Source organism: Colwellia sp. F1, assembly GCF_056238625.1.
The window spans coordinates 17,442-39,294 of the sequence record NZ_JBWDLI010000006.1 but is presented as its reverse complement, the minus strand read 5'-3'; the positions used below and the strand labels follow the sequence as shown (position 1 = coordinate 39,294).

Sequence of the window (21,853 nt, the reverse complement as noted above, 5' to 3'; positions counted from 1 at the left end):
AAAATCTAGCTTCCTTTGTGTTGAAATAGCTTTCTGCGTAATAGTGTGGGTAAACGCCACAACATGCCAAAAAATAAACGGGTATGCATTTTACTGATCAACACATTATCTTTTAATGCATGAAAATGAGAGGTGCCAAACTCCGGGTAATGCACGTTTGTTTTAACAAAGCGTACGTCGACACCTTGCCAAATAAGCTTGACCATAACCTCTATGTCAAAGTCCATGCGCTTGCCTAAACTTTCCGTATTGATCAGCTGTTGGTATTCAGCAAGTGGGTATACACGGTAACCACACATAGAGTCGATAATTTTAAATGATAACGTTTCAAGTGCGACCCAAAAGTGGGTGATATAACGGCCATAAAAACGGCCCTTAGAAATAGTATCATCGTAAACCGGTTGTCCGCTTATTAAGGCGTTGGGGTATTGCTCTGCTTCAGTAAAAAAAGCTTGTAAATCATTTAAGTCATGTTGACCATCAGCATCAATTTGTAAGGCGTGAGTGTTATTATTTTCTATGGCAGCCGCTAGCCCAGTTTGCATAGCTGCGCCCTTGCCACCATTTTCAAGGTGATGAATTAACTGGACTTGGTCAAACTCTTGCGCTATTTGTTGTAATACGGCTTTGGTTGAAGCTTGGCTACCATCATCAACAATAATGATAGGAAATGGGTAGTGCATGAGTGCAATAACAGTGTCACGAATGACAAGGTCATGATTATAGCAAGGAATAACAAAGCAGTATTTCATTATTGGTAAACAACCCTACCCGAAGAATGCTCGCCGTGTTTTGAGCTATAACTAAAACTAAACTTGTTATCGTTAAGCTTTTTAAGGCAAAGCTTGACTTGATAATTAGGCGCAATGATTACTTGAAACTTAAGTGCGTCAATACTTTTATAATCACTGACTGGCATAGAAAAGTGTTTGTTAAGGTAGTGCAAAGCCCAGTGTACTTGTACTACACCAGCTAAAATAGGTGCATTAGGGAAATGCCCAGCAAAATAATAAATATCTTCAGAAATGGTTAACGATAATGTTATTGTTTCTTCATTGTGTTCAATGTGATCTATTTTTGGAAGTATTACCGCGTTATTCAAAAAATTTCTCCATGGCTAATTTATTTAATTTCCCCGACGAATTATAAGGTAAAGCCGCTAAATAACGAAATTTTTTTGGTATGGCAATAACTTCCAAATCATTGATTAAGTGCGATTTGATTTTGCGATTAAACAGCAAATTTCTGCTGTTTGCTAATTCTTGTTTAGCGGAATCAGTTAACACTATCGCCGCCACTATTTGTAAACCTCGCTTATTTAGTTGCGTTAAACAAAAGGCATCGTCAATAAAATCAAGGGATTTTAGGCAATGTTGGACATGGTCAAGTGAGACTCTTTTTTCTTCAATTTTGACAATGCGGTCAACCCTTCCGAGTAGTTCGAAGCGGCCATCTAATGCTATTTTTATTTGATCATCAGTAATATACCAGCCGCAATGGTCAAAGTAAGGAGATTTTAGCATTAAGCACTGAGAATCGGTTTGCGTAGAAAGCTCTATATCACTAAAAGGCCGCCAAAGGCTGCTTTTGTCAAGTGATCTTTGTCGCCATGCTATGCCACCAGTTTCAGTACTGCCATAAATTTCTATTGGGCTTTGTCCTAGCTGCTGCTCAAGTTGTTGGCTTGCTTCGAGGCTTAATGGGCCACCAGACGAAAATAAAGCGCAAATGTTGTTGTTAATATCACGGTAAACATTGTCTTTAACAAGGCGGTGGTAATGTGCAGGGCTGCTTATTAAGGTGATTTTTTGTAAGTTATATTTATGTATATCGTGACATAGGTGTTCAGGGTATTCATAAGGTTGTAATAAAACGTCTCGGCCAAACCAAATTGGCCAAATTAATTTAACCAAAAGGCCATAAATATGCTGGTGTGATACAGTAGATACAACCGTTGAATTATTGAGCTTATCGCCAAAACAAGCTTCTAATTGTGCTACTTCAGTTAGTAAATGCTGAAAGCTTTTATAAATTGCTTTGGCGGCACCGGTAGAGCCTGAGGTAAAAAGTGTAAGTTCGCTCGTGCTAGCAACACTTAAAGGGCGAGAGAGAGCTAACGAGCCTTGTGGGCAATAAGTGATGACATTATTAACGGCTAACTCAGCAGAGCCTGCAAAACCGTCAGCAAAACCCATGCATGCTTGCAATTGATTAGCGGTACCATTTTGAGGAAGAATAACTTTTTTATTGGCAGTTAATAAACCGAAGAATAGTACTGAAAATTGATAAGCATCATCACAATATAATAACCAAGTACTGGCCGAGTTATTGACAAAACACTGGCGGTGATAGTTTACCGAGCCTAGCCATTGAGCGAAGCTAGCCTTTTGTTCGATAAAGAAAGTATTTGAATTAGGTAATGTAATTTGATCGATCATTTTTCTTGAAATTTCGCCTAACTAGCCATTCACACGCAAATAATATCCCCATTAATACATAAGAGATAATGCCATTATATAAAGCCCAATATTCATCACTTTGAAACACTGTCCATAAAGCAATAGCGCCATTTGCAATAAAAAAGCCGCACCAAATTAAGGTGACATTTCGCGTATACTTAACGCCATTTTCTGTTATTTTATCTCGGGCACTGGCAATAAGTGTTATAACGGCAGGTGGTTTAAAAATAGAGTAAATAAAAATGCTAAAAAAGCTAAAACTTATCACCACAGGGTAGAGTTTAAGTAAAAAAGCTGAATTAATAAAAATAGTGAAGCTCAGCAGTAAAATAGCATTAATAGCCACAATGTTAATTAGCGGAATCGCCTTTTTGTTGCTAGAAAAGTAAACTCTTAACAAAGCTAATGACACTAAGGCAAGCGCAAGTATTGAAGGTTCAAACCATTTTAATCCCAAAAATACAATAAAGGGATATAAAAAGAAAACAAGTCCTAACGCTATGGTTTTTATCACTATTAATGAGTCATTAATTATTTGTTATTTTTTCTACGGCATCAACAACGTCTTTTACAGTTCTGACCAGTTTAAAATCTTCTGGGTCGATTTTCTTCCCCGTGATCTCTCGTAACTTAACCACTAAATCTACTGCATCGATACTGTCAAGATCCATGTCTTCATATAAGTTAGCGTCCAGTGAAATATCTTCCGCGTCTATTTCAAAAAGAGTGACTAAAATATCACTTATCATTTCGTAAATATCATTTCTATCTTTCATGTAAAATATCTACCTAATTATTTATTTTCAGCTATAAACTGGCACAATGAGGTTACCGAGTAAAAATGCTTTTTACTGTCTGCTGAATCGCCATCAATTTTTACATTATACGCTTTTTTAATGGCAACACCCAGTTCTAAAGCGTCAATTGAGTCAAGACCTAAGCCATCAATAAACAATGCTTCGTCGTCGTCAATATCTGCAGGCTCTATATCTTCTAATTCTAAAGTATCAATAATTAATTGTTTTACTTGGTTAATTAACTCTTTCATAAATGCTGAGTTCCTCATTGTAATATTTTAGTAAGTCTCTGGTAAGTGTCCTTACCGAATTTGAAATAACATCAGCGGCTAAGTATTTCTCTATTGAAATCTCTGGCTTTACCACTAATTTAAAAGTAAATTTTTTTTTAGGTATTTGATACCAGGCTAATTCTTTACTTAATGTTGTTGGTGTAACAAATAATAATATTGGTGTTATGTTAGTTTTTGTACGTAGCGCTATATTAGCAGCACCTCGTTTAAATTTCATCGCTTCTCCTGGTGTGGTTCTTGTGCCTTCAGGAAAAATGATTAAATTATTACCGTCGTCAAACGACTCTTTGCAATCTTGCAAGAATTTATCTGGGTCTGCTTCATTATTAATGTAGCCAGTATTACGCACAACCCCTTGTAAAAAGATGTTTTTCCATAAGCCGGCTTTTACGACACAATCAGCATTTTCAATAATAGAAATGAGCACGACGACGTCAATTAATGACGGGTGATTAACAATAACCATGTTGCCTTTGCTGGCTTTGAGTAACTGCTCATTTTCAATTTCTAATTTCATGATGCCCACCAGCTGCATATAGGCAACAAACATTTTAAATGTTTTATGGACTATTTTACGTGCGCTTGTTCGGCGTTTATTTTCCTGTCCTAAATATAGTACTCTAATGATAGGGAAGAAGAATAATGACAGAATAATAGCGCCCAAACCAAATAATGAAAATGCAGAGCCTGTCGCAATCACACGCCAATAGTAGTTAATCATATTTTACTTAGCTGCCACTGATACCGAGTAGAGTTAATCGTAGCATGAGGAGCTTGCCCATAGATAAACGATAAAAATGCTAATGGTTGAAACCTTGTGGTAATGCTGTTATTTGGCTGTGGTTTAAAGGTAATGGTGGCATTCGTATCGCTTTGCTGGCGTGTTAAAACTAAGGCAACAGCAATGGTTTTTTCAACAGGTGATACATATTGACTGTATTTATCAGGCACAACCTCATCAGTATAAACAATTAAGATTTTGTCTAGCTGTTGGCTATTTAATTTGGCGTAGCCATCAATAAGCGCCATTAAAAAAGAATCTTCACCAGCAGAGGTTGCTGTCATGGTGTGCTTGTTTTTTGAAAAAATACTGTACAACCCAGCGACAGCATTGTGTACAGATAAACCAAAATTGGTGGGCGACAAGTCACTGCCTTGGGCAACATCTTCTATCAGTTTTGATGTTTTGTGTAAATCGCCGTGTCTAGATGAAAAAACACAAGGGAGATGATTGGCTTCATCCGTGACAACATCAAGTACGCATTGCATGGTTAATTTAGCAAATCGGCTTAAACGCCGGCGTTGCATGGCAGGAATTTCTTTTAAAAGTGGTAAATCATCTTGGTCTTCATAAGCAAGTTTGCCTGCAGCCCACTGTTGCCAGTGTTGAGTTGTACGTAAGTTTCCACACCAAGCAGCGCATTTTTCAATATGAATTTCCATGGTAACTGCCTATTGTTCTGGTGCGGATAAAAAACGCGAATGAAAAGCGCGAGTTAGTGCCGCGAACTTATACCGCAAATAAATAAAAGGATGAGGGTGAATGTTGCGAATTCTACCTAAGCACCTAAGGTAATTCAACTAAATTAAGTGCAATTTATTGTTATAATTTTAGGCTGTTATGGATTTTATGCCTCTTAGTGCCTATCAATTTCTATATTGTTTAGTGCTGTGCCAGTTATTTCAGTCATAATATGTAGGGTAAAGTAGGGTATTATACAGAACGTTAATCTTTATCAGCGATACCAGTATTTTTTTACCACGCTATTAACCTTGTAGTACAGGCTAGTGGCAATATTGGACTGTACAATAAAGGAGTCGCAAGCGGTGGAAAACCCGTTAATAATTCCCATACTTCGCTATTTAAAAGCACAACATAGTGCTTGTACGCTAATTGATTTAGTGCACCTTTGTGAGCAAAAACTTATGTCGCTTATTAATCAACAGTTAGATGCTCAAATAGTTATTTTTCAAAAGAACTTTTTTGTCATGAATGCCCTTTACCAACTACAAAGCGACATGCAAAACAAGGGCTTTACATTAACCATTTCACCATTAAATATTTACTTAATGGCAAGCCCCAATAAACATAATTTTACCACGCCTAGAACAGGCACGCCTTCTTTGGTTAGCCGTGATACGCAGCTAGCTCATTACTATTTAAATTGGTCTAATTTACACAGTATTAGTCTTGAAGAAATTGGTCGGCTTTTTTCGCGTTTTTGGCAGCAATACTGTGCGCTAGATAAAATTGATACGGCGTTAGCAGTGTTTGGGTTAACAAAAAGTGCCTGTTGGTCAGAGGTACGTCACAGATATAAAAAGAAAATAGCCGTAACTCACCCCGATAAAGGGGGGTGTGCAGCAGACTTTATTGATATTCACGCCGCCTATGAAGTGCTGAAGTTGAGTTATCAACACGCTTGAATCAGTGCTTAATCGCCTGACATTTTCAAGGGGAATTTGAATCAATAGCTAAAGTTAATAGGTTGCCTTATGGTTTTTTGAGGCGCTGGCTAGATAAAGTTGAATGTTGAGGCTTCGTTAGTGTGTAAAAATTTGTGAGCTATATTTTTGTAACCCTCACTAAACGGTTACTTTTTATCTGTACTTGTATCAAGCTTTACTGATCTAAAGCAAATCTTGTTAACTTAATACAAAAATCAAACCTTAATGATATTGATTCTCATTTGTTTACATGCTTTAATTGCGCCAATTTAATAATTATATTTCACTTTTAAGGGTTTCTCAGTATGCAAACAACGAAAACTTCTCTATCGTTAGCGATTACGCTGGCCTTAGTCTCGTTCAATAATATGGCTCAACAACCAGGTAATATTGCTGAAGATAAAAATAAAACTATTATGCCTACCTTGGAGGTGATTCAAGTACTTGGTAATGCTAACTCGGTAATATCAGAGCATACAGGCTCAGTTGTGCTAATTGACCGTGCACAAATTGAAAAAATTCAACCCTTGTCTACTGAAGATATTTTGCGCAGAATTCCAGGTGTCAATACGAAAAGTGAAGAAGAAACAGCGATTGTTGCTAATATAGGTATGCGTGGTTTGTCTGCAAGCGAGTCTAAATCTTTAATGTTAGAAGACGGCGTGCCAGTGGCTCCAGGTTTATTTATTGGTAATGACCGGTATTTTAACCCACGTATTCAACGTATTGAGCAAGTGGAAGTATTAAAAGGCTCGTCTTCACTTCGCTATGGTCCATCAACCATAGGCGGCGTTGTGAACTATCAAACCAAAACACCAGATGACGGCGTCATGCTCACCGGCAGAGCAGGCTCGTTTAATATGCAAGAAATTAGTTTAGAGGCAGGCGGAAAAAATGCCTCAGGCGATGCTTTTGCTGGGGTAATAGCAACGCACGCAACTAGTGATGGCTTTATGGATAAAGGCTATGAAATGACCGATGTAATGGCTAAAGCCGGGGTTATTTTAAGTAATGACCAAAAGCTTGGTATTAAATTATCGCGTTATGAAAATGATGCTAATATCTCTTATCGCGGTTTACTGGTAGACGATTACCTTGCAGGTGCAGATTATAACCCTGGCGCTGACGATAAGTTTTTAACTGATAGAACCGCTTTTGATATCAACCACGAACTAACAATTTCAGGCCAAGCAACGTTAAAAACCTTAGCTTATTGGAGTGAAGTAAGCCGAGATTACTGGCGCTATAGTGTTGATACCGACGCTTCAAATGAAGCCGGTCGTTGGGTTTATACAGATGATTTAACAGGTAATAACCGTTCATTTGAGCGTGCAGGCATAGAAACCCGTTTAACTTTAGATCATAGCCTTTTTGGGATGACAGCTAATAGTGAATTTGGTGTACGTTTCATGCAAGAAGAGTCAAATGATACCCGTATCAGAGCCGTACGTAGTGCTGACCGCACCGGTATTAATGACCGTCATCGTGTTGATTCAGCAGAAAGTTATGCTGCACATGGGCAAACACGCATTGAACTGAGTGAAAACTTTGCAGTAACACCAGGCCTTCGGGTTGAGTCATATGAGCAAAAACGGGTTATTTTAACAGAAAATAATGCTACCGCTAAAACAAGTAATACTGAATTATTGCCAGGGGTTGGTGCTACTTATAACCTAAATGAATTCGCACAAGTTTATGGTGGTGTTTATCGTGCATTTTCACCCGCTTCTAATGGTGTGGCGCTTGATGGTTTAACTGACCAAGAGTTAGACGGTGAGCGCTCTACCAACTACGAATTAGGGTTGCGTGGTAGCCAGGGAGATATTAGTTATGAAGTAGCAGCCTTTGCTATGGATTTCAGCAACCAAGTGGTCACGGGTAACAGCGATCCAAACTTGTCACAGTCTAATGCCGGCAAAACAGAGCATCGCGGTATGGAGTTTATGTTAGCCTATCACCTTGGCGGTGGCTTTAGTATTGACAGTAACGCTACTTGGGTGCCGACGTCAAAATTTTTAAGTGGTGAAAACCAAGGTAAAAGATTACCTTATGCACCTAAAATAGTCGCTAACGTATCGTTAAATTATCAATACGAGAGTATTAATACCGCACTGACTGCACATCACCGTGGTGAGCAATATGGTGATGCAAGTAATACAGAAGTTATACCATCAGGCGCAGCAGGCGGTATTTGGGGTGGTTTAATGCCATCGTATACCTTGCTTGATTTAACAGCGCAATACAATGTTGCCGATAATTTGCGTTTGTTTGGCTCGGTGAAGAACTTAACCGATAAACGTTATATTACAGGCTTACGTCAAGGTATTTATGTTGGGCCAGAGCGTTCATTTGAGTTTGGCATCAGTTATACATTTTAAGTGGTTTGATTACAGTGAATACTGTTGACAATAAAACCGTTAAGTAGGTAATGCAAAGCCTTGTTTTCAATAAAACAAGGCTTTTTTGTCGGTTTTTTCGCTTATCGATTAGTTAATTCACCATGAATGTCTTCTAAACGTCGGCCTCGGGTATCAATACCATTTTTTATAAGAACAATGGCGGTGAGAGTAAGTGGTATAGCCAAGAGTAAAGCTGACCAACCCACTTGTTCGAATAAGCCACTTACCCCCAATATAGCGCCAATTATCCCTCCTATTTTAGAGCTAGCAGCGATAAATCCAACACCAATCCCCCGGTGTTGTACTGGGTAAATCTCAGCAGCATAGGGAATTAACATGGCAATTACACCACTGCTGCTCACCAATAACAGCACAGTAGATATAATGATAATGGTTTTATCTAACTGGCTCAGTGCGTCAGCAGTAACAAATAAAGCTAAACTAAGCGCAGTTAAAATGACAAACATTACCAAGGTTTTGATACTACTCCAGCTGTGATATAGCCAAATAACGGCAACAATACCAGGGAGTGCAAATAAACCTGATTGTGCTAATAAACCGTTGGTTGTTTCAGCGCTCATACCCATTGCCCTAAGGTTGGTTGGTAGCCATAAAAGAAAACCAAAATTAACCACACCCCAAGCAATACCGGTACCGAACAAAGCGATTGTGATCAGTCCGTAAGGTTTGCGCATGAGATCAGTAAAGGTGACAGACTCAGCCGTTACCGTGGGAACCGCTTGTAGTGGCGCATTCAACTTACCATTGTATTTGTGTAATACAGCTTTTGCTTGATTAACTAAGCCAGCGTTAGCTAAAAAACGGGGTGACTCAGGAATATATTGATTTAAAAAAATCACTAAAAGCCCTGTAGGAAGCCCTAATAACCATAAAGCGCGCCAGCTAAATAAGGGCTCAAGTAGGGCTGCAGCGCCTGAAGCGAGTAAGTAGCCGACCAAGGTGCCAATCCCCCCTAATGAAACAAGTAACCAACCACGATGGTGCGACGGGATCATTTCTGCCATTAAGGTAAAGGTAATGGGAAGCAAACCACCGGCAGATAAACCCATTAAAAAGCACATAATGAGGTTCCACTCAAAGCTGGGCATTGCGCCACAAATTGCTGTACCGATAAACATCAGTGCTGATAATAAAATGCTAGCTCGACGACCCAATAAATCAGCCATTCGTCCCCATAAAATAGAGCCGAAAGCAGTACCCGTTAACGCAACTAAAGCGACAATGCCTACCGTTTCATTGCTAATTTGATATTCACGGGTCATGCCGGGCATAACAAAACCTAGTGTGGCAGGTTTCATAACATCGACAATAACAGCAATTAATAGTGCCAGTACTAATTTTATATGCTCCTTGTTTAACGGGCTGGTATCAGCAACATGAAACGGTATTATGTCAGTGGCATTATTCACGCGTAGGGTTGCTAGCCTTGGCATTAAGCCATGGCAAGAAAAAGCTAAACCTACGGGAATTAGTGCCATGCCAATTAACATGGTCATATCCATTGCCATGCCCGCCATGTGGTAGTTCATTTGTGCGGCATGGACAAACATAGGCATATGTGAAAGTACCCCTAAGGTAATTAAAATACAGCCAAACCAAAAGCAAATAGGGTGATGGAATAAATATTCTTTGCTGCTCACGAAATTACCTTTTATTATTGTTAGTACTGAGGCTTTTCAATGGGTTAGGGGGTATTAAAGTGGTATTGCCCATGAGATGTTACAATTGAACTATTAATACTATCAATAGTTACCATTAAGCACTAGTGCTTTTATTTAGCACTAAATCCAGCCTTTTTGTTTGGCTATTCGCGCTGCATCAATACGATTGGCAGCATTGAGTTTAGATATAGCTTCAGATAAGTAGTTTCTGATGGTTCCTTCAGACAAAACAAAGTTTGGGCTATTTCTGCCGTTTTTAGCCCCTCGCCTGCTAACTTTATGGCTTGGCGCTCTTTGTTTGACAGTGGGTCATTATCATCTAGCGCCATTAGTGCCAACTCAGGGGCAATAACGCGCTGGCCATTCTGTACCTTTTTAATTGCGCTAACTAAATATTCAGTGGGTGATTCTTTTAAAATAAAAGCCTTTACCCCTAAAGCCATGGCACGTTTTATATATCCCGATTTAGAGAAAGTTGTCATGATTAATATGTCGATTCCTGTAAACTCAGCATGGATCGCTTCGGCTAACGCTAAACCTGACATGACAGGCATTTCGATATCACTTAAAATAAAGTCGACCTTAATGTGCTTTAACATAGCTAATGCCACTTGCCCGTTTTCAGCTTGGCCAACAATTTCTATCTCATCTTCTAATGCTAATAAACTGCAAATGGCACCGCGTACTAAGGCTTGATCTTCAACGACGAGTATTTTGATCATACAGTTACTGACTCCTCTGGCTTTGCTTTTATTGTAGCGCATGGAATAACTACGGCTAGCTTCACGCCATGGTCATAATTAATATTGAGAGAACCACCTAACTCTGCGACCCGCGAGCGCATACCCTGTATGCCATTGCCTGGTTTTATCTCAGTAGTTGTACCATTGTCGCTAATAATCAGTGTGACATTATCTAACTCAGAAGTCAGGGTAATAGAAGCGCTATTGCCGTTACTGTGCCTAAAAATGTTAGTTATCCATTCTTTACTCAGCATGATTAAGGTTGACTCTATCATGGGTGGTAAATTGTCCGTGTGGATATAGCATTGCGTTTCAAACGCCATGTTTTGTAATTCTCTCGCTGATTTTTCAAGCGATGCACGTAAGCCGCGTTGTTTTAGACCAGTTACCGCAAAACGCACCTATGATAACGTTTGCCTAGCAAGAGCGGCCACTTCAGACATCTCTTTTTTGGCATCATTAAACTGTTTTTTGTTTGCTAATTTTTCAGCGAGCTCTGACTTTAATGCTAATGAAGATAAAGAATGTCCGAGTAAGTCGTGCATATCTCGAGCAATGCGTTCGCGTTCAGCAATAGCGGCTAACTGTTCAATTTGTTGATTTTTTTTGTGTTGTAAGTGAGCATGTAGGTATTCTTTTTGACTAAAAATACCGTAAACCAAAAGACTTAATGAACACGCTAAAGAAGGTCCTAGATAAAAAGGACTTGGCAAATCAAATACTATTGCGGAAGTAATTTGCGCTGCTATGTTCAACAGCAATAATAAATGTTAGCGTCATTAATGTTTTATTGATCTTCATGTCACTCTCCTGTTTAGTTGACAGGAATAGTATTAAGTAAACAATAAAATGATTGTAGAGAGTTTTGTCACTAAATTGATGTGACAAATGTCATGAATTTCACATTGTTATGGCGGTGAGTTTTTGCTACTGCGAAGCGCTATTTATTACAATGGGAGGAATATGTGCTCTATCGGTTGTAATAGTGCCTTTATAACCTTCAATATTAAGGTGATTAAAATGGTAGTGGCTGTTTTTCCAGGTAATTGTACCGATGTCATTCATGAGTGCGGTTGAGCAGTCACATTGGTATAAATGGTTGAGTGGGCTTTGGCTGGCTTTGGCTAAAGACTCTTTAACTGCCCATAATTGATAAAAATCAGCTTTAATATTGTCGCGCTTGTTAAGCAGTGCTAATTCAGGCACTGTGCATATTTCAGCGGCTAATTCCGTAAAGTTTCTTTTTTTTATTTGTTCGATATCAATCCCTATTTTTGCGACTTTATCGCTTATCACAATGGCAGCCATGTTACCGCTATGCGTGATAGAAATTGAGAAGGTTTGTGAGGTATTAGGTAGCACTAAGGTGGCGTAATTTACAATGTCGTAAGCACCATTTAGTGAAAAGTTATACTTGGCCAATGCTTGGTTAAGTAAGGCTCGGCTTAATAACATTTGTTGTTGTTTACGCCTACTCTTCATCAAAGTGTAGCGATGCGCTTCTTTTTTATTGAGTTGAGTAAGCCAATAGGTATGTTGCTGAGTAAACCAAGGTGCATTAATGTGGGCGGCAAGTGCAATGATAGGCATGGAGTTTATTTGTCAGACAAAGACAACAAAATTGGGTATTTTCCCTGTGTCGCTAAAGTTAATAATTCGTCATTTGTGCTGACTGATACTTGCCATTCTTTCATGTTTTCTACTGCAGTCGCTGGCTCGATTAATAAAGCATGGCAGCGTTGCTCTTCATTGTTTATATGCCAAATAACAATGATTGCTTGCTGGCAATGTCCTAGTGTTATATCCATTTGTGCCAGTAAAGCATTTTTCAGTAGCGTATTTTTACTGGAGCCTAGAAAAATATTAGGCCCTTTTATATTAAATTCTTTGGTGAGATAAAAGTTGGCCGCATTACCAACGGTGGCGATAAAATCATAAGGGCGAATAGTGTCGTTATTTTCCATACTAATAATAACAGACTGAAAAAGATCAACCGACATGTATTCAGCGCCGCTGTATAACGCGAGGTTTTTTGCTGTGTCGTTGTGCTTTAACAATCGGTCGACAGCACTTAATGCTATCAGTGTCACTTTATCTAAACGTCTTACTGAAAAGCCTGTTTCTGCTTTAACCGTTGCTCTTATTTCTTTGTCTAGTACATCAGTGGGAAAACGTACTACTTCATGTGCTTTTATTTGCAGTTTGCTCATGCTTATCTCGGCCCACTTTTTTTAATAACTAATACGGCATTATTACCAGCAAAACCAAAATGATTAAACAACAGCGTTTGCGCTTGTGCTAGTTGGCTAGCCGATGTTACAAAAGGTAAGGCTAATGCCTCGCTATGTTCATTTGCCTCCGCTAATGTTTGTTTAGGTTGCTCAGGTAAATAGGTATTGCGGGTGAAATGGTCAAACAGGGCTAATTCAATTACCCCACATGCACCGAGTGTGTGGCCAATGAATGATTTAAAGGCACAAACCTTGGGCATAGCACTAAATAATTGTTTTAACGCGTTATATTCAGCTAAATCACTTTTAATTGAAGCGGTGCCATGCACCTTGATTAAATCAATATCACTGTGTTTAATACCGGTGTTTTGTAAGGCTTTATCGACTACCTCAACAATATGTGTGCCTGCTTCTTCTGTAATGGTTAAGCTGTAGTCATCACAAGCGGAATAGCCACCAAGTATTTCTAAATACCCTTGTTCGGGCTGACTTTTAGGTTGGCTTTTCGACAATAACACCGCGCCTATCCCTTCACCTAAGATCAAACCGTCGCGCTCAGTAGAAAAAGGTTTAACACTGGTGTTACTTATTAAATCAAGGGAGTCAAAGCCATTAAGTGATAATTGGTTAAAAAACTCAAAACCAATAACAATGGCATGTTCAGCTTTACCTTGTTTTATGAAGTGCGTGGCGTATACAAGCGCATTAGTTCCAGCAGTGCAGGCGGTATTAAAGGTAAAATGAAGTGGATGCAGTGAAAAGTGATCGACAAGTTGTTGGCCTATTTTATCGGTTTGCGATAACCAAATAGCGCTGCTGTTTTTTGATTTAACACAGCCAATGTCTAAAGAAGTTGAGCCAATAAACAGCATGGTCTTTTTTAATTGCGCATCGGTGAGGGGCAACTGTGCTAGTAATAGCGTGATTTGTTCAATTAATAAGGTCATCATCAATTGAAAAGATTTCTTGAGCGGTTTGTTTTTTATTGCGTAATATAAAGCGTACCTATCACCCACAGGCACGTTCGCCAGAGGTAGTGGGTCACTTGTTAGATTAGCTAAGTCTTGTTGCTGCCCTAATGCACTCATAGACGAGGACGCACTAACCACGACAGCTGCTAAATTGTCTGTCACTTTTTGCTCGGAAAGTTGTTGCGTATTAAGCTTTTTGTTCATTAATTAATGCGGCTATATTATTAACGGTGGTGAGGTGTTTTCGGCTTTCTGTTGAGCCCTCTATTTTTACCCCAAAAGTTTTCTTTAACACCAGTGATAACTGTAACCCGTCAAGTGAATCTAAATTTATGCGTGAGTCTGAGCCAAATAATTGCTCATCGTCTAAAATTTCTTGCCAAGTAATGTCATCTTCTTTTTCACACTCTTGTACAATAAGTTTTTTAAGGTTTTCTTTTAACTGTGTCAGCTCCACATTAACTTCCTAATTTTTATGACAAATAAGTATCTTGCTAGCGTAAAACCTATCACACTAAACAGTAATAGCTTAGTTAAGTAGGCAAATATTAACTCAGTGTTGTTGTGCATAAAGGTTGCTCGAATAATTTCGGCTGACCAATATAAAGGTGACCAACTGGCTATCGTTGTCATTACTTCTGGCATAATATTCATCGGTACCATAAAGCCACTGATTGCCGCCAATAATATATTAATACCGCCACCTAGCACTATGGCTTGTTCATAACTGTTGACTAATGCCGCAATAATAAAAGCCAAGGCATTCGCCGAAATAACTATAATCAAAGCAGACAAAGTATAAAGTGGCCAGTTATCAACAGCAATAGTAGGCTGCGCGGTGAGTACAGGCACAGCGAAAATACCAATGAGGCTTAAGAGGATAAATTGGACAGTGCTTAACAGACAAAAAGCGCTGACTTTGGTAAAAAAATAATGCGAAGTACTAATAGGAAAGGTTTTTAATCGAATGAGCGTGCCATTTTGTTGTTCATTGATGACGGTAATAGAAACAGGTAACACAATAAAGTAAATGCCAAAAATAATCCATGAAGGCACGCTGTATAATGTTGGTGACGTTAAGGGTTGCTCGGCTGTATTAATTAAAAAATAGTGCGCAACATTGGCGTTGTTATCTATCTCGGTTACTTGCTCTGCTAAGGAGGTTTGTTCGTCTAAATCGCCGATATCTAGCATGTAAACATGTAGCCGTAATTTTGATAATGCCGCATGCACTAATTGAATTATCATAGGTTGCATCGACGGTGTAACCGTTGAATTGAGCTTTAATGTAATAGAGTTTTTTGATAACCCCGTTAATATTTTTTCGTCAAAATTATCAGGCAAGGCAATGACGAGATCGGCCGCGCTCTTATCAGTGGTTATTGTAAAACCTTGTTGCTGTAAATAGGCCTGATAAGCATCACCATATACATGCTGGGTATTAGTGTTAATTTTGATACTTACTTTACCAAGAGCATCTTCTGTTTGACCGCTCATAGCAAAGGTCATAATTAACATAAAAGCGACCGGTAAGATCAACAACACGCCAATGCTGTGAATATCATTGATAAGGATGAGAGCTTCTTTTTTTAAACTGTTAAGTATCATTGAGCCACCTGTGTATGATGATAAATACACTCAACAGAATTGGCAGAGTAATTGAGATGACTGATTTGCGCTGAAAATTGAGATAATAGCTGTAATTGAGTAGACAATTCAGCCTGGGATTTCAGTATTTTTTGATAGGAAAGCGGCGCATTTTGTTTATATGAATTTAAAAAACTACTATTCTCAGGTGCTTGATTAAAACTGATCGAAAGTAAAATATTATTTTTTTGCTTTTCTTCATTCATCAGCGCTTTACCATCACGAAAAACAATAATATCGTCACAAATCTTTTCTACTTCATCAAGCATGTGCGAGGTGAAAAGTAAGGTCTTTCCTTGTGTTTTAAAGCGTTCAAGCAGGCGAATAATTACCGCTCTTGACTCGGGATCTATCCCAACGGTTGGCTCGTCTAAAAACAATACTTCGGGCTTTTTCACCAGCGCAATAGCGATATTGAGTCTGCGTTTGTAGCCACCAGATAAACGCTTGGCTTTTTTATTTTTAACATGCTGTAACTCACATTGGTTAAGAATATCATTAAGCACTCTTGTCCACTCATTTTTATTCACTAGACATAGCGATAAAAAGTAACGTAAGTTTTGTAACACCGTTAACTGAGGATAAAACGCGTATTCTTGCGGTACTAGCGCTACTTTACTTTGAACACTGTCAACTAATGTTGCAGAAGGTTTACCAGCGTTTGATAAGTATTGAATGCTTCCCTCAAAGTTAGGGATTAAACCACATAAAGCAGAAATAAAGGTCGACTTACCTGCACCATTTGGCCCAATAATGCCGGTACAGCGCTGTGCTTTAATGTTTAAGGAAACACCGCTTAAGGAATAATAATTATTTTGAGGGTATTTAAAGCTTAAGTCTTTTATTTCAATGGCGTTCAAAGCGTGATTTGGTCAGTCATTTTATTTTTCTTAAGTATATACTTAAAGCAGGAGTAATTGCGAGAGAGAAGGGCGTAAGCACCAATATATTTATGTCTTAACGCTTGATAAGATGAAATATTGTGTAGCAGATGACTTTGCCATTGCCCCGCTACACAATCGATTGTGTATTTTCTATGTTATTGGTTCATACGTACAATAACGCGACCACGCACTTGACCAGAAATTAAATCTTCTGCCACCATCAGTGCTTCTTCTAAGCTAATGTCGGTAGCAATAACGTCAAACACCTCAGGGGCTAAAATGTCAGCAAGGCGCTGCCAGGCCTCTAGTCGGTCTTCGATAGGGCGCATAACACTATCAATACCGGCTAATGTAACACCACGTAAAATGAAAGGGGCAACTGTGGCAGGCAAGTCCATGCCTTGTGCTAAGCCGCAAGCCGCAACAACGCCACCATATTGCATACTAGCGCAAATATTTACTAGCGTGTGGCTGCCTGCTGAATCAATAGCGCCAGCCCATCGTTCTTTGGCTAAGGGGCGACCAGGCTCAGACAAGGTATTACGATCAATAATGTCCTTTGCCCCTAATTTTTCTAAGTATTGCGCTTGCTCAATTCGCCCAGTTGATGCAACAACGTTATAACCGAGTTTAGACAGTATAGCAATGGCAAAACTCCCAACACCGCCGTTAGCGCCAGTGACCAGTATTTCACCCTTGTCGGGTGTAATACCATGTTTTTCAAGCGCAATAACACAAAGCATTGCGGTATAGCCTGCCGTACCAATGACCATTGCTTGGCGTGGTGAAAATGCTTTTGGTAGCGGGAGCAACCATTCACTTTTTAAGCGCGCTTTTTCAGCCAAGCCACCACAGTGGTTTTCTCCTACACCAAAACCATTTAGCATAACGGCATCACCCACAGTGAATTTATTACTGTCGCTGTGTGTTACCGTGCCGACTAAATCAATGCCAGGAATCATGGGGAATTGCCTAACCACAGGCGCTTTTCCTGTGATAGCTAAAGCATCCTTATAGTTAAGCGTACTATGTGAAACGCTAACGGTAACATCACCTTCTGGTAGTATGCTTTCATCAATGCTTTTAACGCTTGCTTGGTAACTTTTATCATCTTTTTCAATTAAAATACCTTTAAACATAATATTCTCCTTTGTAGACCGATCGTCTATTGAGTGGTAAATAAATTTTTACTTAGGTAAGCTCGAGATAAAATGATCGCAATAATTATCTAAAGGCTTGGTGCTCTGTATTAGTTTTGAGCGGCTAACGGCGCCTTCCCAGCCAACCCAAAACAATTCGGCTAATAGCTCACAATTCGCTTGATTTGATATTTCACCGGCTTTTTGTGCCGCTTTAAGGCATTTTGCTATGCGATCTTGCCAAGTGTTAAAAATATTAATAAGTAGTTGTCTGTAGTTCTCAGGCAGTAAGTCGACTTCTTGACCTAAATTACCGACTAAACAGCCTCGTTTGAAATGATGACGACTCATGCCTATTTTAGCGTCTTCGACAAAGTTACGTATGCGCGTTAAGGGCGGGTAAGACTGATCGAGCAAACAGGTGTCGAGTTTGTTAGCAAAATATTTCGCATAGTTTTCTATCACAGCCTGTCCAAATGCCTCTTTGCTGGCAAAGTAATGATAAAAAGAACCTTTGGGCACCTGCACTTTTTTTAAAATTTTATCTATGCCTGACGAAGCAAAACCGCTTTCAGTAAGCTGTTCAAGGCCACTGCGAATTAACCTAGCTTTGGTGTCTTGGTTATCAGCTGATACTTTTGCTGGCCTGCCACGGCGTGGTTTTACTGTAGATGTGTTCATTTTATTCATCCATTATGCAATTTTATTTTTCTTTATTAATAATAGACCGATCGTCTATTGAGTTGCAATAGGCGTACTGCTATTATTTAACCTTAAAGCGGTTTAGGTTTGCTCAGTATTTACTAAAGTCAGGTATTTACTAAAATATTAACCCGCTGATACCTATTTCTTACGAATCAACGCTGGCAAATATAAACCCACTTGGAGAACACTCATGAAAGCGATTGGCTATCAAGCGTCTTTACCTATAGATAATCCTTTATCTTTAGTTGATATTGACCTACCGCAACCTGTTGCATCAGGCCATGACTTATTAGTACGGATTAAATCTATTGCGGTTAATCCGGTTGATTGTAAAATTCGTCAAAATGTTGCCCCAGAAAAAGGCCAATATAAAGTAATTGGTTGGGATGCCGTTGGCGAAGTTACGGCAGTAGGTGACCTAGTTAGCCAATTTAAAGCGGGTGATAATGTTTTTTATGCTGGCGATTTAAATCGTCAGGGGTGTAATGCGCAATATCAATTAGTTGATGAGCGCATTGTTGGCAATAAACCTGAAAGTTTATCAGACAGTGAAGCCGCTGCTTTACCACTAACCTCTCTCACGGCTTGGGAGTTACTGTTTGAACGCTTGGCTATTAAGCAACAGTCTGCAGGTAGTAAAGCGCGGTCAAATGACATTCTTTTAATTGTTGGTGCGGCAGGTGGTGTTGGCTCTATTTTAGTTCAATTGGCGCGTGTTTTAACAGGGGCGACAGTGATTGCTACTGCCTCACGCGACAGTTCAGCGCAATGGGTAAAAAAACTGGGCGCAGATCATGTTATTGATCACTCAAAACCCTTAGTAACTCAAATTGAACAACTTAATATTGGGCAAGTAACCCATGTCGCAAGCTTAACTCATACAGATTTATACCTAGACAGTTATGTTGAGCTATTAGCGCCAATGGGAAAGATAGCGCTTATTGATGACCCACAGTCGATAGATATTAAAAAACTGAAGCCGAAAAGTTTGTCGCTACACTGGGAGTTTATGTTTACCCGCTCTTTATTCACCACAGCAGATATGAATGAACAACATAATATATTGAACAAGATTAAAAAATTAATTGACCAAGGCTACCTTCAAACCACAAAAGGCAAGAATTTAGGGGCGATCAATGCCGCTAACTTACGCACAGCCCATCAAGAAATAGAGTCAGGGAAATCAATCGGAAAAATTGTTTTAGCAGGTTTCTAAGTATTTGATTTCCCTAGGGTACTCTAAGCGCGGATTAAAAAATCAGAGTGCAAGAGAGGGGAGTATACTGTCAGTAATATACTTGGTTTTTACCGTTTCTCTTGGCTTTGTATAAATTATCGTCCGCGATTTTAATACCTGTGTCTAAAGTGTCTGTAGGTGAAAGTTCAGCTACGCCAGCACTGAAAGTAAGGTATAGGTCGTTATTGTTTACTTTCATTGGTGAAGACTCCACTTTTAGGCGAAGTTTCTCAACTAGGTTAAAAGCGCCTTCAATGTTTGTGCTTTTTAATACAAATAAAAACTCTTCTCCACCCCAGCGAGAAACAATGTCGTTATGCCGGCTCATTTTTACAAAAATATCAGACAAATGTTTTAGTACCTGGTCACCAACTAAGTGGCCGTATGTATCATTTATTCTTTTAAAATCATCAATGTCGATTAAGGCAATAGAAAGGCACTCAGTATTACCTCGGGTTTTACCGTTTAACGTGAGTTGCTCTAAAGTAAAGCGACGATTGGGTAAATTAGTTAACGAGTCTGTTGTGGCCAATAGTTCATTGGCGTTAGCCAAAGCAATAAGTTTTTGATTATATTTATCCCTAAAATACTCATATAAACCACTTAACAGTGCCACTATAATAAAAGATAAGATAGTTCTTAATATTAATTCTGGAGAGTCATATTCATAAATTTTAAAGTGGCTACCTAAAATCAAACTCATGATTACACCAATAATAAAGAATGTAATATCAACAATCCCTCGCTTTAAGCCACGTATAAAAAATGTCACTGGTGATATTATAAAAATCCACACAGGACCGGTACCACCACTACCACCGGTGAGGACCAAATAAAACATTAATAGATAAAGCGGGTATAAAACAAGGGCACTAGCGATTTCATCTTTCAATTTAATAAAGAAAGGAGAGATAAAAATAATAGACGAGATGACTAGGCTGAAAAATAACGGAAAATTTTGCGCAAATAGCGCAACAATTGCCATTATGCCGGTCATTAACGAACCAACTAAGGCAAAAAGCTTGAGAATAAACCTTCTCTCTTCAGTCTTGGAATAATTTTTTATTGTAATCGCCACATTATTTCCTTATGTTTAAGGGAGGGATAAATTCCATTTCCATTGTAATCATTTGAAACACCGCGTAGTCATTTAATAATTTAATATTAGGTGCTTAAGTTATGCTGTTGTGGTTAATATACATACAGGGTACCCGTAAGGTATATTTTACACCTTGCTATTGTTTAAAGCTAGAGTGTATCAATACTGACCAACAATAGTAAATTCTTTCATAAAATTAAAGGCTTTCACTAAACAGAGCTTTTGTATGCTTTAACAGTTGCGATTTACTTTATGCTATTAACAATATTGTAAGCTATTTTAGTGTCGTATTTTTTTACATATATAATTTATATTGGCATTGTAATTGTAACTATCTTTTTGTAATTTAAACATATTTTATTTTTGGTATGCCTTTTGCTTTGTTTTAAATTACTATTACAACTACACTCTACCAAAATTACTGTAAAGGATACTCAAATGAACTTTTTAAAAGCAACTATAACGGGATTAATATTACTGACGAGCAGTTTACTCAGTGTTGCTAGTGCTAATTTGATACAAGGCGACTTTGTCACCCACTCCGACCTTCCAAGTATAGGAACAGCGCTTGTTTATCAAGAACTTGCACAGTCTATTGGTGCAGGTTATGAATTTACCCCAGCTGATGGAGATTACCTACACAACCCGAGCGGTTGGGGAGGTGGTTTGGTTTGGATAGATTATAATCCATTAACTAATATATTGTTGTTAGACTCACAAGATGATTGGGATTTTCAAACCTTTGATGTCTATATTGATAATATTCAATTTGATAGTGATGAATATATATCTGGCATAACATTGCTGAGTAATAATTTAGTGACTCCCAACATAACGCCTTCATTGTCATTTACAGATAACAGTATTCATATATCATACTTTACAACACAATTTTTTGACTTTACGGGCAACACAGCGGCTTTTCAAATTACTACTTCAACAACTTCTGTGCCAGAGCCATCAACACTTGCTATTTTAGCTTTAGGAATAATGGGCTTAGTGTCACGTCGACTTAAAAAATAATCCTAGTAACCTAAAATTGGTTTATGCTAGAAAACACCAAGGGGCAAATAATTGGTGTTTTCGATGTGGTGTAGAATCTTCGTCGGCTAATTGTTT

The 21,853-nt window shown here is 38.7% G+C and carries 24 protein-coding genes and 1 pseudogene; 4 read left to right on the top strand and 21 right to left on the bottom strand.

Annotated features, from left to right (window positions below):
* Nucleotides 1–5 precede the first annotated feature (5 nt).
* Genes AC0UA9_RS07165 through AC0UA9_RS07130 form a run of 8 tightly spaced genes read right to left on the bottom strand, consistent with a single transcriptional unit; the run spans nucleotide 6 to nucleotide 4,992 of the window.
* The gene (locus AC0UA9_RS07165; RefSeq protein WP_475658953.1) at nucleotides 6–752 is read right to left on the bottom strand and encodes a glycosyltransferase family 2 protein; all 747 of its coding nucleotides are present in this window, start codon (nucleotides 750–752) and stop codon (nucleotides 6–8) included.
* Nucleotides 752–1,102: an ApeI family dehydratase gene (locus tag AC0UA9_RS07160; protein WP_475658951.1), complete on the bottom strand. Its 351-nt coding sequence runs from the start codon at nucleotides 1,100–1,102 to the stop codon at nucleotides 752–754. Before AC0UA9_RS07160 ends, AC0UA9_RS07165 begins: the two co-directional genes overlap by 1 nt.
* Entirely contained in the window at nucleotides 1,095–2,438 is a 1,344-nt protein-coding gene (locus AC0UA9_RS07155) for an AMP-binding protein (protein WP_475658949.1), read from the bottom strand. The genes AC0UA9_RS07160 and AC0UA9_RS07155 overlap by 8 nt, the downstream gene beginning before the upstream one ends.
* The gene (locus tag AC0UA9_RS07150) at nucleotides 2,413–2,973 is read right to left on the bottom strand and encodes a COG4648 family protein (RefSeq protein ID WP_475658946.1); all 561 of its coding nucleotides are present in this window, start codon (nucleotides 2,971–2,973) and stop codon (nucleotides 2,413–2,415) included. The genes AC0UA9_RS07155 and AC0UA9_RS07150 overlap by 26 nt, the downstream gene beginning before the upstream one ends.
* Before the next feature lie 13 nt (nucleotides 2,974–2,986).
* Nucleotides 2,987–3,235 carry an acyl carrier protein gene (locus AC0UA9_RS07145; RefSeq protein WP_475658943.1) on the bottom strand — a complete coding sequence of 83 codons (249 nt, stop codon included), beginning with the start codon at nucleotides 3,233–3,235 and terminating at the stop codon, nucleotides 2,987–2,989.
* Between the two features lie 17 nt (nucleotides 3,236–3,252).
* Nucleotides 3,253–3,507: a phosphopantetheine-binding protein gene (locus AC0UA9_RS07140; RefSeq protein ID WP_475658941.1), complete on the bottom strand. Its 255-nt coding sequence runs from the start codon at nucleotides 3,505–3,507 to the stop codon at nucleotides 3,253–3,255.
* Nucleotides 3,491–4,270, bottom strand: a complete 780-nt coding sequence (locus AC0UA9_RS07135) for a lysophospholipid acyltransferase family protein (protein WP_475658938.1) — start codon at nucleotides 4,268–4,270, stop codon at nucleotides 3,491–3,493. The genes AC0UA9_RS07140 and AC0UA9_RS07135 overlap by 17 nt, the downstream gene beginning before the upstream one ends.
* The gene (locus tag AC0UA9_RS07130; RefSeq protein ID WP_475658935.1) at nucleotides 4,267–4,992 is read right to left on the bottom strand and encodes a beta-ketoacyl synthase chain length factor; all 726 of its coding nucleotides are present in this window, start codon (nucleotides 4,990–4,992) and stop codon (nucleotides 4,267–4,269) included. Before AC0UA9_RS07130 ends, AC0UA9_RS07135 begins: the two co-directional genes overlap by 4 nt.
* 384 nt (nucleotides 4,993–5,376) lie before the next feature.
* Between AC0UA9_RS07130 and AC0UA9_RS07125 the strand changes: the two genes are divergently transcribed.
* Both AC0UA9_RS07125 and AC0UA9_RS07120 read left to right on the top strand, forming a co-directional pair.
* Nucleotides 5,377–5,976, top strand: coding sequence for a DNA-J related domain-containing protein (locus tag AC0UA9_RS07125; RefSeq protein ID WP_475658932.1), 600 nt, complete (start codon nucleotides 5,377–5,379; stop codon nucleotides 5,974–5,976).
* A gap of 326 nt (nucleotides 5,977–6,302) precedes the next feature.
* Complete coding sequence (locus AC0UA9_RS07120) at nucleotides 6,303–8,375, top strand: TonB-dependent receptor family protein (protein WP_475658930.1); 2,073 nt, start codon at nucleotides 6,303–6,305, stop codon at nucleotides 8,373–8,375.
* Between the two features lie 101 nt (nucleotides 8,376–8,476).
* Here the strand turns inward: AC0UA9_RS07120 and AC0UA9_RS07115 are convergent, their stop codons facing one another.
* From AC0UA9_RS07115 to acuR, 12 genes and pseudogenes are all read right to left on the bottom strand, one after another.
* Nucleotides 8,477–10,057: an MFS transporter gene (locus AC0UA9_RS07115; protein ID WP_475658928.1), complete on the bottom strand. Its 1,581-nt coding sequence runs from the start codon at nucleotides 10,055–10,057 to the stop codon at nucleotides 8,477–8,479.
* Nucleotides 10,058–10,198: 141 nt separating this feature from the next.
* Nucleotides 10,199–10,800 (bottom strand): annotated as a pseudogene (locus AC0UA9_RS07110) (response regulator transcription factor).
* Complete coding sequence (locus AC0UA9_RS07105) at nucleotides 10,797–11,222, bottom strand: sensor histidine kinase (RefSeq protein ID WP_475658926.1); 426 nt, start codon at nucleotides 11,220–11,222, stop codon at nucleotides 10,797–10,799. Before AC0UA9_RS07105 ends, AC0UA9_RS07110 begins: the two are co-directional and overlap by 4 nt.
* Nucleotides 11,223–11,534, bottom strand: a complete 312-nt coding sequence (locus tag AC0UA9_RS07100) for a histidine kinase (RefSeq protein ID WP_475658924.1) — start codon at nucleotides 11,532–11,534, stop codon at nucleotides 11,223–11,225.
* A gap of 214 nt (nucleotides 11,535–11,748) precedes the next feature.
* The gene (locus AC0UA9_RS07095; protein WP_475658922.1) at nucleotides 11,749–12,411 is read right to left on the bottom strand and encodes a 4'-phosphopantetheinyl transferase family protein; all 663 of its coding nucleotides are present in this window, start codon (nucleotides 12,409–12,411) and stop codon (nucleotides 11,749–11,751) included.
* 5 nt (nucleotides 12,412–12,416) lie between these two features.
* Nucleotides 12,417–13,031, bottom strand: a complete 615-nt coding sequence (locus tag AC0UA9_RS07090; protein WP_475658920.1) for a hypothetical protein — start codon at nucleotides 13,029–13,031, stop codon at nucleotides 12,417–12,419.
* Between the two features lie 2 nt (nucleotides 13,032–13,033).
* Nucleotides 13,034–14,227: a beta-ketoacyl synthase N-terminal-like domain-containing protein gene (locus AC0UA9_RS07085; RefSeq protein ID WP_475658918.1), complete on the bottom strand. Its 1,194-nt coding sequence runs from the start codon at nucleotides 14,225–14,227 to the stop codon at nucleotides 13,034–13,036.
* Nucleotides 14,211–14,480, bottom strand: a complete 270-nt coding sequence (locus AC0UA9_RS07080; protein ID WP_475658916.1) for an acyl carrier protein — start codon at nucleotides 14,478–14,480, stop codon at nucleotides 14,211–14,213. Before AC0UA9_RS07080 ends, AC0UA9_RS07085 begins: the two co-directional genes overlap by 17 nt.
* A complete protein-coding gene (locus AC0UA9_RS07075) occupies nucleotides 14,471–15,631 on the bottom strand; it encodes an ABC transporter permease (RefSeq protein ID WP_475658913.1) in 1,161 nt (386 codons plus the stop codon). The genes AC0UA9_RS07080 and AC0UA9_RS07075 overlap by 10 nt, the downstream gene beginning before the upstream one ends.
* Nucleotides 15,628–16,530, bottom strand: a complete 903-nt coding sequence (locus AC0UA9_RS07070) for an ABC transporter ATP-binding protein (protein ID WP_475658909.1) — start codon at nucleotides 16,528–16,530, stop codon at nucleotides 15,628–15,630. Before AC0UA9_RS07070 ends, AC0UA9_RS07075 begins: the two co-directional genes overlap by 4 nt.
* Nucleotides 16,531–16,709: 179 nt before the next feature.
* Nucleotides 16,710–17,693, bottom strand: coding sequence for an acrylyl-CoA reductase (NADPH) (acuI, locus tag AC0UA9_RS07065; protein WP_475658905.1), 984 nt, complete (start codon nucleotides 17,691–17,693; stop codon nucleotides 16,710–16,712).
* A gap of 48 nt (nucleotides 17,694–17,741) precedes the next feature.
* Nucleotides 17,742–18,374 carry an acrylate utilization transcriptional regulator AcuR gene (gene acuR / locus AC0UA9_RS07060; protein WP_475658901.1) on the bottom strand — a complete coding sequence of 211 codons (633 nt, stop codon included), beginning with the start codon at nucleotides 18,372–18,374 and terminating at the stop codon, nucleotides 17,742–17,744.
* A gap of 214 nt (nucleotides 18,375–18,588) precedes the next feature.
* Between acuR and AC0UA9_RS07055 the strand changes: the two genes are divergently transcribed.
* Nucleotides 18,589–19,614 carry a zinc-binding alcohol dehydrogenase family protein gene (locus tag AC0UA9_RS07055; RefSeq protein ID WP_475658899.1) on the top strand — a complete coding sequence of 342 codons (1,026 nt, stop codon included), beginning with the start codon at nucleotides 18,589–18,591 and terminating at the stop codon, nucleotides 19,612–19,614.
* Nucleotides 19,615–19,684: 70 nt separating this feature from the next.
* Here AC0UA9_RS07055 and AC0UA9_RS07050 read toward each other — a convergent pair whose 3' ends face one another.
* Nucleotides 19,685–20,713 (bottom strand): GGDEF domain-containing protein, encoded by a 1,029-nt coding sequence (locus tag AC0UA9_RS07050; RefSeq protein ID WP_475658895.1) that lies wholly within the window; start codon nucleotides 20,711–20,713, stop codon nucleotides 19,685–19,687.
* A 459-nt stretch (nucleotides 20,714–21,172) separates the two neighbouring features.
* Here AC0UA9_RS07050 and AC0UA9_RS07045 point away from each other — a divergent pair, with 459 nt between their 5' ends.
* Complete coding sequence (locus tag AC0UA9_RS07045) at nucleotides 21,173–21,757, top strand: PEP-CTERM sorting domain-containing protein (protein ID WP_475658891.1); 585 nt, start codon at nucleotides 21,173–21,175, stop codon at nucleotides 21,755–21,757.
* The last annotated feature ends 96 nt before the right edge of the window (nucleotides 21,758–21,853 follow it).

What these genes read in the sequence shown, in the direction of transcription:
- acuI (WP_475658905.1), bottom strand. Translation starts at nt 17,693, where the DNA reads ATGTTTAAAGGTATTTTAATTGAAAAAGATGATAAAAGTTACCAAGCA.
- AC0UA9_RS07140 (WP_475658941.1), bottom strand. Translation starts at nt 3,507, where the DNA reads ATGAAAGAGTTAATTAACCAAGTAAAACAATTAATTATTGATACTTTA.
- AC0UA9_RS07045 (WP_475658891.1), top strand. Translation starts at nt 21,173, where the DNA reads ATGAACTTTTTAAAAGCAACTATAACGGGATTAATATTACTGACGAGC.
- AC0UA9_RS07155 (WP_475658949.1), bottom strand. Translation starts at nt 2,438, where the DNA reads ATGATCGATCAAATTACATTACCTAATTCAAATACTTTCTTTATCGAA.
- acuR (WP_475658901.1), bottom strand. Translation starts at nt 18,374, where the DNA reads ATGAACACATCTACAGTAAAACCACGCCGTGGCAGGCCAGCAAAAGTA.
- AC0UA9_RS07055 (WP_475658899.1), top strand. Translation starts at nt 18,589, where the DNA reads ATGAAAGCGATTGGCTATCAAGCGTCTTTACCTATAGATAATCCTTTA.
- AC0UA9_RS07085 (WP_475658918.1), bottom strand. Translation starts at nt 14,227, where the DNA reads ATGAACAAAAAGCTTAATACGCAACAACTTTCCGAGCAAAAAGTGACA.
- AC0UA9_RS07075 (WP_475658913.1), bottom strand. Translation starts at nt 15,631, where the DNA reads ATGATACTTAACAGTTTAAAAAAAGAAGCTCTCATCCTTATCAATGAT.
- AC0UA9_RS07090 (WP_475658920.1), bottom strand. Translation starts at nt 13,031, where the DNA reads ATGAGCAAACTGCAAATAAAAGCACATGAAGTAGTACGTTTTCCCACT.
- AC0UA9_RS07165 (WP_475658953.1), bottom strand. Translation starts at nt 752, where the DNA reads ATGAAATACTGCTTTGTTATTCCTTGCTATAATCATGACCTTGTCATT.
- AC0UA9_RS07130 (WP_475658935.1), bottom strand. Translation starts at nt 4,992, where the DNA reads ATGGAAATTCATATTGAAAAATGCGCTGCTTGGTGTGGAAACTTACGT.
- AC0UA9_RS07135 (WP_475658938.1), bottom strand. Translation starts at nt 4,270, where the DNA reads ATGATTAACTACTATTGGCGTGTGATTGCGACAGGCTCTGCATTTTCA.
- AC0UA9_RS07145 (WP_475658943.1), bottom strand. Translation starts at nt 3,235, where the DNA reads ATGAAAGATAGAAATGATATTTACGAAATGATAAGTGATATTTTAGTC.
- AC0UA9_RS07095 (WP_475658922.1), bottom strand. Translation starts at nt 12,411, where the DNA reads ATGCCTATCATTGCACTTGCCGCCCACATTAATGCACCTTGGTTTACT.
- AC0UA9_RS07120 (WP_475658930.1), top strand. Translation starts at nt 6,303, where the DNA reads ATGCAAACAACGAAAACTTCTCTATCGTTAGCGATTACGCTGGCCTTA.